Source organism: Thermosporothrix sp. COM3 (assembly GCF_059696735.1).
In genome coordinates, this window is the sequence record NZ_AP019376.1 from 5,880,424 (window position 1) to 5,892,753 (window position 12,330).

Genomic DNA, 12,330 nt, shown 5'->3' on the forward strand with positions numbered 1-12,330 from the left:
CTTCCCAAAAAGGGAGAGGATGCTGACCGGGCAGATAAAACGGAGCTATTTGTATTGGAAAAGAAAACAAGTACCCTGTTCCTTTCTATGTCCTGTCTGCTGGCTTGTTATCAACTCAGCACCAGCGAGACGACGCCCGCGACAATCACAAGTGCTGCAAGAATACGCCGTATGCCTCCCGCTTCAGAGAGAACGCGTGTACCGAGAAATGTGCCGAAAAGGATGCTGACCTCACGCAATGGCGCTACGTACGTCAGAGGCGTGAAGCTCATGGCGACCAGCACCAGAATATAGGCCAGCGGACTGAGGAGCGCTACCCCGAATACCTCCTTGCGGTGATGCTGCCAGAGCTCTTGAACGGTATGCCATTTGCGTAGGGCGACAGGGGCAAGGAAAAGGCTGCGCAGAAGGCTGATACTCCAATCATAGAACAGTGGAGCAATCATCACTACGCTGACTGCATACTTGTCCCAGAGCGTGTACGAAGCAATAAATGTGCCGGTCAGCAGTGCGAAGAGGATTGCGGTTCGAGTTTGAATACCCTGGCGCAACAGTGCTATTGGATTGCCGACGAGGATAAAGACGCCGCTGATGATGAGCAGGGCCCCGAGCAAAGATAGCCAGCCAGGGCGCTCGTGCAGCAAAAGGATCGCGGCCAGCATGGAAAGCAAGGGACCGGTGCCTCGTGCAAGCGGGTAGATCAGTGAGAGGTCTCCTTTTCGGTAGCCGATTTGCAGGAACTGGTAATAGCCTGAGTGCAATATAGCACTGACCAGAATACACAGCAGCAGCATCGCACTGATGACCGGAGGTTGGAAAATCAGGGAGACAGCCATAGGTGGAAGATAGATGACGAGCGAGACAACACTGAAAAGCCAGAGAAACGCCGTATCGCTTTTAACCTTCTTGGTAAGCAGGTTCCAGCTCGCATGACAGAGCGCCGAGAACAACACCAGCGCAACAGCGAAGATACTCATGTTGACCTCTTTGGTTGTTGTGAAATAATATTACTTTTCAGTAATATACAGTGAAATTTTATTTTGCGCAAGGTCGTTGTCGGTAGGAAGAGAGGGCGCTATACTGGGAGAGAGCGTTTTGGCGAGGAGATAACGAGGAGAAAGAGATATGGAAAAAGAGTATCAGGCAATCCCCGAAGGCGTCCTTGCGCGCCTGCGCACGCATTTTTCGTCATTGTCCGACACTGAACAGCGGGTTGCCCGCTTTCTCGAGCAGCACCCGCAGGACTTTATTCACCTCTCAGTCCAGGCGCTGGCGCAGCGCATTCATGTCAGTGAGGCAAGTATTGTGCGCTGCTGTCGTTCTATTGGCTATCATGGCATTCGTGATCTGAAGCTGGCGCTGGCAAGTGAGCTCGCGGGCTCATTACACCAGATTCATGAGGATATCAGGCCAGAGGATAGCGTGCTGACGATCACGCGGAAAGTGTTGCAATCCGATATGCAGGCGATTGCCGATACCCTCTCCATTCTGGATGAAACAATGCTGGAACGGGCGGTTCAGGTCTTGCTCAAGGCCTCGCGTATCGAGATGTATGGGATCGGCGCCTCGCTGCCAATTATCATCGATGCCTATTACCGCTTTCTTCGCATCGGGCTCCCGGCGACGATGGTAACTGATCCCCATATGCAGGCCGTTTCCGCGGCGTTGTTGCCCGAGGGCTCGGTTGCTTTTGCAATCTCGCATAGCGGGCGTTCTCGCCAGACCTTGATGGCGCTCAAAAAGGCCCGCGAAGCCGGGGCTAGCACGATTCTGCTGAGTAGCCATGCCAATACGCCATTAGGAGAGTACGCCGACATTCAGTTAATTACGACTGCTCGAGAGACCGCTTTCCGACGGGAAGCCCTGACAAGCCGTATCGCCCATTTGAGCGTGATCGATGCTCTCTACGTGGCGATTGCCATGCAGCGTCCTGACTCCTCGCTTCGCCTCTTAAAGCAGGTCAGTGATATTCTGGATGAGACGGCGCTTCTATAGAACGTGAGGGAGGAAAGCTAGAAGGGGATGTCGCCCTTCTAGCCTTTGGGTTATTTGCGGATATCTTGCCAGGCGGCTTCACTGTTGGCGAGCATGCTGGCGACCGCGGCAAAGATCAGGAAGATCAAGGTGAGGCTGCCAACCAGATACCACCACTGATAGTTTTTGATCAGGGGGGTCCAGGAGAAAAAGAGCGTATCGACAATGGTGACGATGCAACTGGTGAGGCCTAGAATCGAGCTTAGCCAGATCAATGGCGTAGGAAACACTTTTCGCTGCTGAAACAGGGCACGATGGCGGATGTAGTTTCCAATCAGGCTGATAAAGAGCACTCCCGTTGAAATAGCCCAGATCAGAGTTGCGGCTGCCTGACTGACATGGTAAGCCTGAATCGCGAAGGCGACACGTTGTCCATGTGGAAGCAGGCGCGGGGCCACAATAAAGATGAAGGCCGTAAAGAGGATTGCCAGGCAGGTTTGAAAGAGAATCGCGTTGGCCGGGACACGATGTTTATTGAGCTTACCAATTGCGAGGGGGAGCAGACGGTCAATGCTGCCAACCATGAGCAGACGGGCGTACATATAGTTGTAGACCATCACCGTTCCCAGACTCGAACCCATAATGCAGATCGCGGCTAGCGTCCCAAATGGTTTCCCGAGCGCAATGTCAACAGTGCGTACCATTGCGAAAAGGGTGGGGTCTCCGTTCTCTCCCTGCACAATCAGCATAGAGACTGCGTTTGCAAGGTAGAGCGTGATGAGCAGCCCTGTCCCGAGCCAGAGATGTCGCTTGATGTTCTGGTGGCTCTTCATCTCTCCGGCCAGAATCAATGGGCTGTCTGTGCCAAGAAAGGCAAAGGTCATGATACTGAACAGCGAGATTGTATCAATACTCGGTGTCCAGGAGTTCAGGTCGGTAAAATGGGTGGCCGGCGCGTTCCCTTTGCTAAGCCAGACGACCGCTGAGACGCAGAGGAGAATGGACCCGCAGAAAATCAGGCAAGCCAGTAGATTGATAAGGTTCTGGATAATCCGAAAGCGCTGGATCGAAAGCAGGCCGGCGAGGAGCAGAATGCCACAGATGACAAGGCCCTGTTGCCAGGGAGGCAGAAGCCAGCCGGGATGCATTGATTGAATATAGGTGATAATCAGATCAACCGAACTGGCCGAGATCAATACTCCGGGAAACCAGGCACAGAAGCCCGCGAAGAAGCCTCCATAGCCGCCTAGCGCCTTATATGCCCAGTTATAGAGCGAGCCTTCATAGGGAAAGAGAACGCCAAGTTGGATGGTGGCGATCAGGCTTGGCAGATAGAAAGTCAGGAAGGCCAGCAAGAGATAAACCAGCGAGATTACCCCATTGAGTGCGGTAACAGACGCACAAGAGATCAGGTAGGTTGAGAAGAGAAAGGTTGTCGTCATATCCCAGGTTCCCAGGAGAGCGGGCATCGTCTGAGGGACGTAGCTTTCTGAGATCAAATGCCGTTCATTTCCTCTTCTAAGGTGGGTTGCGGTCATCTGCCCGGGGGGGGGCGTTCTCAGTGCCTGCACCATTGGAACTGATGAGGTTTGTTGTTCAGATGAAGCCATATGTTTCTTTACTCCCTTACTACATAAGATCAGCAGAGCTGCCGATCATCCACACACCGACATATATGCTTTTCACGTATGGCTACGTACAGGATTTTCCTGTAGCAGTGCTTAATCGAGTACCCCTTTTACCGTTGTTTCCTTTCTGTATTGTTCCAGACTCTCTATATATAGAGTTATTGTGCGTTATTAGACAAAGCAATCTTATGAAAATAAGTGTAACATAGCATAACTGATTTAGAGAATGAGCAGGAAAGAGTGGGAATATTTGACTACATGGTTGGGCCTCTGCCGATATCGCTTCTTCTTGGGCGTGAGGAAAGGGCAGGAGCGCAGGGACAAACCGTGCGCTCTGCGCCCTGGCTTTTAGAGTGCGCTAAGTGTGCCTGTTAGCAGCAAGCTCGTGTTCGCGGTACAGGGGACGGAGGCATTTGAGCCAATCGTTGCCTCTGTCACGGTAAACGTGTTGGCAAGGGCTGTATTCAACTGCATGTTGATCTGCTGCTCTATCTGCTGATTGTAGGCATCAACTTCAAAGTCAAAGAGCGAGAGGACTTTCAGCGTCGTTTTCTGGACCTTCATTGCCAGCTTCCCCTGGGCCGCGTCGGGCTGAATAAGCGTTGTCGCAACACCCAGTTTGAGTGACTGACCAAGCGTGATATCTGAGACGCTGACCAGTTGTCCATTCTGCACGGAGATCTGTATATTGCGGGCGTACAGGTTATTGCCCAGTGAGAGGGCCCCGATCCCTTTACCGATAGAGGCAAGTGAGGTTTCCGGGATCTCGATCACGGTTCCTGAGAGCCCTGCCTGTTGTGTCATAGCGAGCGGTTGCAGTGACGCGAGGGTTGTTGATTGTGGGCTGTTCTCTGGCTTGTGCTCCTTGAAGCTGAGTGGGAGCCCGAGATCCAGGCCCAGGGCGCTCTGACCACACGAGGGCGTTGTTGTGATCTGTTGCAACTGGCCCAGTGGAACATGCAGGGTGGTCAGTGGGCCCTGAAAGAGTGCCGGGCTGTGTGCCAGTGGCTTCGCACTGACCTGGATTGTCTGTTGATCGAGCACGCTCAATGTGACCAGTAGTTGCGCGTCGGTCGGTTTGGGGTCTCCCTGATACAGACTCAGGCGCAAAGAGGTAACCAGCCCATCTTGCTGTGTGGTCAGGTCGGTCAGGGTCGCGCCGGGTTGTAACAGCGCGCCGGCCATTGCTTTCATCCAGCCCTGCTGCTGTTGTGGCTGTTTCTTCACCAGCGAATCGATGACGCCATTGACGCTCTGCGGCACCTGCTGGTTAATACGTTCCTGGAAGTATGGCTTCAGAGCTTCTGCCGTCAGGTAGATGCTGGTGTTGATTGTCGTTGTGGCCTGGGACGTCTCCGGGCGCGCTGCCACCGACAGCGGGGCCAGAAAGAGGCTGCCGAGAAGCGTGATTCCCACTATGGCGATGAGGATGCTGCGTTTCATGTTCATCGTTTCCCTTTCTATGGCTGGATTGGCGGCAAGGCGTTCAGGTCAATGGGCCTGGTTAGACAGAAAGTATCAGGCATTGACGGGATTGAGATATCCGCTGGAACGGGTACCTCCAGCACAAGAACAAGCATCTGCGTTTTCGGGCTGCACTGCATCCCTGTGCCGGTTTGAACCGCAACGAGCTTGACGCCGCTCAGTTGCGTTCGTAGCGCTGGTATGACGGCTTCGCTGAACATGGTATCCACAGCTTTCTGCATCCGGGCGATTGTTGCCGCGTCGGCTGCCTGCCCATCCCGTGTCATATGGGTGATGTGCAGGTGGAGATTCTGCTGATGGTCCAGCGTTAAAGCGCCTTCCAGTGATACCGGGAGGTCGCGCTTGAGTCCGTTGGTATCGAGGTGCAGCGTCATATTCAGCAGCAGCCCGTTATTGGCGGCAGGAGCCACTGAAAAGTTCTTGATCGTCTCCTGCTGTAACCCGAGTTGCGAGGTAAAAAGCGAGGTGAGCGCCTCTTTATTCAGTCCCACCTGAAACTTCTGCTTGCCCACCAGCGAGGCGTCTGGCTTGCCCGGGGTCATCATATCCCGGCTGAGCAGGAAGCCGAGGAAGGCGCCACCAATCAAAATCGCGCTCAGGGCGATACTGGTGGCGGCAATTATCGGTTTTCGCTGGCGGGTTGGCTTCGTGAGCTGTACCGTTCCCTCAACGGGTGGTTTGTTTCCCCAGAGAAAGAAGGCCGGAATGATTGCCAGCAGACAGAGGAACATGGTGGCAAAGAAGACGTTGTTATAGACGCTATGGGCCGTCTTGATCGCGTGCACTGCATAGCCCTGCGCCCAGATGATATATTGCCCGGCGGTTGCGTTTTTTGGGAGCGCCTGATAGTGCTGTAGTTGTGCCTGAAAGGAGGCCAGGGCCCATGAGGTCAGTGCGGCCAGACCAAGCATCATACCAACCATACGTAGCGCGGTCACGATCGCTGAACTCATGCCCGCTTGTCGGGCCCGTACAGCGTTAATCGCGGTTGTACTGATCGGAGAGATGACCAACCCGAAACCCAGGCCCGCGGTTACAGTGCTGATGGTGATTTGTGTCCAGCCTACATTGATTGGCCAGCGGCTCATCAGATAGAAGCCTGTTGCTGTGTAGAGCAGGCCGAGCACGGCGGTCCAGCGACAGGTAATCGCGTTGCAAAGCCAGCCACCAAGCAGCGCACCAAGAGGAATAAAAGCCGTCATGCGCAGTAGCGCGAGACCGCTATCCATCACGGAGTGCTGAAGCACCGTATCCATGTAGATAGGGATATCGGCCATCGCGATAATCAGCGCGGCCCCCACCAGCAGGCTGACCAGCGAGGAGGCGCTAAAAGAGAGGTTCTTGAAAAGCGAGAGGTCTACGACGGGCCAGCGCGTCTTGCGCTCGACCAGCAAGAAGGCAACCAGAAACACTACCGAGAGCAGCAACATGATCGGGTTGTTTTGCGGTTGCGTTTGTTGTACCGTGGCTGGACCAAGTGAGGTCCCCTGTTGAGCCAGGCCGAGGCTCAGGCAGGTTAAGGCAATGCCAAGTAGCAGTGAGCCCAACCAGTCGATCCCTTCATGAAGCCTGCTTCCCTGTGGAATCAGCTTCCAGCCAGCTATCATAATCACGAGTACTAGCGGGATGTTGAGATAGAAGATGGATTGCCAGCCCCAATGCTCGACAAGAAAAGCCCCATAAACAGGCCCTAGCACGCCACCAATTTCGGTGACTGCACCGATAATACCAAGCGCGATCCCCCGGCGTTCTGGCCCGTAAAAATCGCCCGCGATTGCCATCGCAACCGGGACCACTGCCCCGCCACCTATCGCCTGCACCAGACGCGCCAGAATAAGCCAGGCGAGCCCGGAAGATGCGGGGTCAAGATGGAACAGGCTAAGGAAGCCCAATGGGGCATATTTGCCAAGTATGGGCGCCACGCCACAAAAGAGAGAGCCAAGCCCGAAGATCAACAGGCAGAGCAGAAAGACGCGCCTTCTCCCATAGATATCAGAGACGCGCCCCATCAGCGGCATCGCAAGCACAAAGCCGAGCAGATAAGCGCTAACGATCCATGAGGCGTTATCCAGGCGAGTGATCGGGATATTGAGATCTACAATAATTTGTGGCAGCGCTGTCACCACAACCGTTTGATCCAGCGCTGTGAAAAATACCCCGATACAGGCAACCGTCAGGGCTGCAAGCGCTGTTCTGTTGGGGCGGCGCGGTTGCATTGCGTCTGCTGGCTGTTCCGAGGCCGGACGAGTGGGCAGATCGCTGATATCGATATGTGAAGAGGAAACGTGATCGTCTGCGTGAGTATCCATTCTTCCCCCGTTGAAATGCTCCACTGCCCTTGAAGGCAGCGGGGAGCGCGTGAAAGCGTCCTGATAAAGGGTCTGATGATTGCTTCTATTACTATGACGTACGACAGGGCCGGCGGAATCGTTGCGCCTGCTGTCTCTTCTATCAGAAAGAACCGGGCTTTGCTGTATCTCTCTGTGAAATGGTACTTTTGGGAATTGCAGGAATCCGGGAGATGTGTTTGCTCATGCGAGAGCGCACAGTGTAAGATAAAGATGGACGGTACCGGACAACAAAGCTGCCGGTTCATCCTGCATACGAAAGGACACATCATGGAAACGAATGAGCTTACTTTGCGCTATGGCTGCAATCCCCATCAGAAGCCTGCGCGTGTCTTTATGAAGCAGGGAGCTCTCCCTTTTACTGTACTCAATGGTGCACCCGGCTATATTAATCTGCTGGATGCGTTAAACTCCTGGCAACTGGTCCGTGAGTTAAAGATGGCGGTCGGGCTTCCGGCGGCAACCTCTTTTAAACACGTCAGTCCGGCTGGCGCGGCTGTTGGTCTGCCTTTAAGTGAGACCTTGCAGAAGGCGTATGGCGTTGAGGATCTGGAACTCTCGCCGCTTGCCAGTGCTTATGCACGAGCCCGTGGCGCTGATCGACAGGCTTCCTTTGGAGACTGGGCAGCACTGAGCGATATTGTTGACTATGCGACCGCGAAACTGCTGAGTCGCGAAGTCTCTGACGGCGTGATTGCTCCCGGCTATGAGCCAGAGGCACTGGCGTTGCTTCGCAAGAAGAAAAAGGGAAGCTATATCATTTTGCAGATCGATCCAAACTATGAGCCGGAAGAGATGGAGACACGTGATGTCTTCGGGATTACCTTTGAGCAGAAGCGCAACAATGCGATTGCGAGTGCGGAGTGGTTAAAAAACATTCCGACCCGGAACAAAGAGCTACCCGAAGAAGCGGTGCGTGATTTGCTGGTTTCGCTGGTCACGCTCAAGTACACGCAGTCGAACTCTATTTGTTTTGCCTATGATGGGCAGGCGATCGGTATTGGTGCCGGCGGCCAGTCGCGCATTATGTGTACGCGTGTCGCTGCGGAGAAAGCGGCCAACTGGTATTTACGGCTGCATCCTGCGGCGCTCTCTCTTCCTTTCAAGGCAGGAGTGAAGCGGCAGGACCGGGTAAACGCAGTCGATACCTATTTGCGCGATGACCTGACCGCGGTTGAAGAGAAGGAATGGGAGCAGCTCTTTGAGAAGGTGCCACCTCGTCTCTCGGCGCAGGAGAAGCAAGAATGGCTGAGCAACCTGAAGGGGGTGTCGCTTGGCTCTGATGGCTTTATCCCTTTCCGCGATAACATTGATTTTGCCGCCTTATATGGTGTGAAATACATTGTGCAGCCCGGCGAATCAGTGCGTGATGTGGATGTGATCGAGGCTTGCGACGCGTATGGCATGGTAATGGCCTTTACGGGCGTGCGCCTGTTCCATCACTAAGCAAGACGAGAGGCTCTGCCATGTGACAGAGCCTCTCAAGGTGCTTGCGAGATTTTCTGTTAGACGCAAAGGCCCAGGACAGTGGCAAGGCGGAGTACCTCGGCGCCGGTTGCGTGATCGCTGGCTGCAAGTGCATCGGTTGCTGCGGTGTGCAGAGTTTCGATGGCACGTGGGGTATTGAAATCATCGTCCATTGCCGCAACAAATTGCTCGCGCAGGGCCAGATTCTCGCCCTCGGGCTGCTTGCCAACCAGCGCTCGAAGCCGTTGGAACAGCGTATCAATTTTCTCACTTGCTCGCAGGTCAGCCGGATAACACTCCCAGGGCTGGCGATAGTGGTGACTCAACAGTGTCAGGCGGATGGTATCGGCGCTGTATTCTTTCAGCAAATCGCTGATCAGGGTGAGATTGCCCAGAGATTTACTCATCTTCTCGCCGTCCTGATAGACCATTCCAACGTGCATCCAGAAGCGCACAAAAGGATGTTTCCCGGTGTAGTGCTCTGATTGGGCGATCTCGCAGGTATGGTGTGGGAAGGCGAGGTCCGCGCCGCCTCCATGAATATCAATCTGTGGTCCAAGATGATGCAGGATCATTGAGCTGCATTCGATGTGCCAGCCGGGGCGTCCTGGCCCCCAGGGGCTTTCCCAGGCTGGTTCACCGGGGGCCTGAGCCTGCCACAGCACAAAGTCCAGTGGATCTTTTTTGCGCTGATCATCGGGATAGTTGCCGCGCTCATTCGCGACGTTCAACATGGATTCGTAGTTGTTCAGGCCGATCGCACGAGCCAGTTCGCCAAAATCTGGATCTTTCTGTACACTATAAAAGACGCAGCCCTCATTAACATAGGCCAATCCTCTTTCAATCAGGCCCTTTATAACCTCGATGACGCCCGGAATCTCTTCGGTAGCCCTGGCATAGACATCGGGACGCTTGACATTGAGCATATCCATATCGCGGAGATAGCGTTCTGTCTCTTTTCGTCCCAGTTCATCCCAGGCCATACCGACCTCACGGGACTTCCGCAGGATATCATCGTCAATATCGGTTACATTCTGAACATAGCGAACAGTATAGCCCTTGAATTCTAAATAGCGCTTCAATGTATCGAAGGTAACATAGGTAAAGGCGTGCCCTAAGTGTGTGGTGTCATACGGGGTGACGCCGCAGACATACATACGGACAAGGTTATCTTCGAGTGGGGTGAAAATCTCTTTGGCCTGGCTCAGCGTGTTGAAAAGCTTCATTCTAATTTACTCCTGGACCGAACAAGCGGATGGCGTTGTCAGAGGTAATTCGGGCAATCTCGGCAAAGGACATGTCGCGAATCTCTGCCAGTTTTTGGGCGACATGCTTGACGAAGAGCGGTTCATTTCGTCTGGCTTTCACTGGTTTTGGCACCAGATAGGGGCTGTCGGTTTCAACCAGAACGCGATCAAGAGGGACCATACGAGCAACTTCTGGAAGCTCATTCCCCTGTTTTGTCAGAGGGCCAGCAAAAGAAAGCATGAAGCCGGGGAACTCCAGACATTCCTTTGCTTGTGCTACCGTTCCCGAGAAGCAATGAAAAACTCCCCGCAGGCCCGGGCCCTGTTCCCGTAGCAGCTCAATCACATCATCATGCGAATCGCGAACGTGAATAATGCAAGGTAAATCCAGTTCACGAGCAAGCTGAAGCTGTGCGCTGAACACTGCTCGCTGTACATCACGGGGAGAAAGCATACGGAAGTAGTCGAGCCCGATTTCGCCGATTGCAACAACTTCGCGTTCCTGAGCCATAGCCCGAAGTTCGGCTGCAACAGCGTCATTGTAGGTGGTTGCATCGTGTGGATGCACGCCTACTGCGGCAAAAACGACGCCCGGGTGATCTTTTGCAAGCTGTAGCGCTGCCTTGCTGGAAGGCAGGTCACAGCCGGGATCTATGATTCGTGTGATGCCTCCTGCAAGTGCGGCTTTGATAACTGCTTCGCGGTCAGGATCAAAGCGCTCTGTGTCAACATGTGCGTGGCTATCGACGAGCACCTGTCTTACTATCCTTTCGCATCTGAATTTCTAAAATAAGAGGAGCGGTCTTTTCCTCCTGTGCTTGCCCGCCTGTATGACTCTGCTCCTCAGGTATATGTGGCCTGTACTTTATTGTACACCCGTATATGAGAACACTTTGTGGCGGCATTCTATGCCCGGGTTTTCACGGGAAGCAAGCAACGCGACCATCCTGCCCTGCTGGTTCTTTTTTGTCGCTTCATTTTATGTAGTATAAGAGACGGTTATTGTTGTGTCAATGTGTGGAGCTCTGAGGACGGCGCAAGGGGGAAGAAACAGACGGGTCTATTTGAGGGAAAATGCTTTATAAGGTTAAAGAAGATAAAATAAATAGAGCACATACTTATATATATTATGGTTAATCATCATAGGGATGAAATGATGCTTTAAAAATATTTCACTACAGCGTCTTAATAAACAGTAGAAATATTTATGGGGGTAACTACATGTATATCACAAGTAATAGAACAGATGTTACAGAATGGGCTATTCATTTTGTTCGTGTTCCAAAGGATAGTGTAAAGCTGTATGCAAGGAATACGCGGAGTATGGATAATGAACTCCTCTGTAATCCCTGTCCTGAGGCTTTTGAGGTGCTCAAACAGATAGTGACTTCTAGAGGTCTTAAGCCAGCGTTTGGTAGGCGGAATGGAAAGCCGACTATTTATGGCGGAATACCAGCGGTTTGCTTCACTGAGATGCCAATTATCAATTTTCTTCAATATGTTGTTGCTCGTAATAATTATGCCTGGTGTGCTCCTTATGGAGTATGTTTGCTCAAACGCGAACTCTTTAAAGCAGGCGCTCGACCCGCTGTTTATGGCTTATCGGTGCCAGGTGTAAGTATTGTGCAAGATCAAGGCAATATTCGGGTAATCGACAAAAACCTGTTGCCTCTGAGCGAACAGTATAGATATATCACGCTTGATCCCAATCGTCAGGAAAAGAATCATCCGTTAGATTGGACCCATGAGCGAGAGTGGCGTTGGCGTGAAAGTCAGCAGTACTCATATGGACGAGCTGCACAGAATGGAGATGGATCGGATTCGCTGCTCTTGTTATTCCCTGAAGAAGATGAAGTCACCTTCTTTTCTCAAGTTGGCTTTTTTGTCTGGACCCCTGAAGAAGCAAATATGTTGAGGGATCTTATTCAGCAAGCTATACCTGGCTACTTAGAGTATTACATGCCTGACTATTTTATAATCGTACTAAGTGAATTTGTGCGATATTATAATGAAAATGGTATCCATGATGTTATGTGTCGCATCGAGGATATACTGATGAAGTTAATGCCTGGAAGGATCTGGAAGAGAGTACCTGATCCGAGTGATTCTGAGAGTGCTTCCAATGATGCTCCTTTCGATATGTGGATTGAGGAGCCGTTTTAACCGAACAAATGGGTAAAA

The 12,330-nt window shown here is 52.7% G+C and carries 9 protein-coding genes; 3 read left to right on the forward strand and 6 right to left on the reverse strand.

The window, feature by feature from the left end; all coding sequences use genetic code 11:
• Window positions 1-110: 110 nt before the first annotated feature.
• Complete coding sequence (locus tag KTH_RS25255) at window positions 111-977, reverse strand: EamA family transporter (RefSeq protein WP_497621610.1); 867 nt, start codon at window positions 975-977, stop codon at window positions 111-113.
• A gap of 148 nt (window positions 978-1,125) precedes the next feature.
• On the opposite strand from KTH_RS25255, the gene KTH_RS25260 reads away from it, so the two are divergent.
• Window positions 1,126-1,995, forward strand: coding sequence for a MurR/RpiR family transcriptional regulator (locus tag KTH_RS25260; protein ID WP_497621612.1), 870 nt, complete (start codon window positions 1,126-1,128; stop codon window positions 1,993-1,995).
• 50 nt (window positions 1,996-2,045) lie between these two features.
• Here the strand turns inward: KTH_RS25260 and KTH_RS25265 are convergent, their stop codons facing one another.
• From KTH_RS25265 to KTH_RS25275, 3 genes are all read right to left on the reverse strand, one after another.
• Entirely contained in the window at window positions 2,046-3,584 is a 1,539-nt protein-coding gene (locus KTH_RS25265) for an APC family permease (protein ID WP_497621615.1), read from the reverse strand.
• 366 nt (window positions 3,585-3,950) lie between these two features.
• Window positions 3,951-5,045: a hypothetical protein gene (locus KTH_RS25270; protein ID WP_497621617.1), complete on the reverse strand. Its 1,095-nt coding sequence runs from the start codon at window positions 5,043-5,045 to the stop codon at window positions 3,951-3,953.
• A 17-nt stretch (window positions 5,046-5,062) separates the two neighbouring features.
• Window positions 5,063-7,396 carry an MFS transporter gene (locus KTH_RS25275; RefSeq protein WP_497621619.1) on the reverse strand — a complete coding sequence of 778 codons (2,334 nt, stop codon included), beginning with the start codon at window positions 7,394-7,396 and terminating at the stop codon, window positions 5,063-5,065.
• A gap of 309 nt (window positions 7,397-7,705) precedes the next feature.
• On the opposite strand from KTH_RS25275, the gene KTH_RS25280 reads away from it, so the two are divergent.
• Window positions 7,706-8,881 (forward strand): phosphoribosylaminoimidazolecarboxamide formyltransferase, encoded by a 1,176-nt coding sequence (locus KTH_RS25280; RefSeq protein ID WP_497621620.1) that lies wholly within the window; start codon window positions 7,706-7,708, stop codon window positions 8,879-8,881.
• Window positions 8,882-8,940: 59 nt separating this feature from the next.
• On the opposite strand, the gene cysS is transcribed toward KTH_RS25280, so the two are convergent.
• Window positions 8,941-10,128, reverse strand: coding sequence for a cysteine--tRNA ligase (gene cysS / locus KTH_RS25285; protein WP_497621622.1), 1,188 nt, complete (start codon window positions 10,126-10,128; stop codon window positions 8,941-8,943).
• A gap of 1 nt (window position 10,129) precedes the next feature.
• Window positions 10,130-10,903, reverse strand: a complete 774-nt coding sequence (locus KTH_RS25290; RefSeq protein WP_497621624.1) for a TatD family hydrolase — start codon at window positions 10,901-10,903, stop codon at window positions 10,130-10,132.
• A gap of 569 nt (window positions 10,904-11,472) precedes the next feature.
• Here KTH_RS25290 and KTH_RS25295 point away from each other — a divergent pair.
• Window positions 11,473-12,312, forward strand: coding sequence for a hypothetical protein (locus tag KTH_RS25295; RefSeq protein WP_497621626.1), 840 nt, complete (start codon window positions 11,473-11,475; stop codon window positions 12,310-12,312).
• Window positions 12,313-12,330 lie beyond the last annotated feature (18 nt).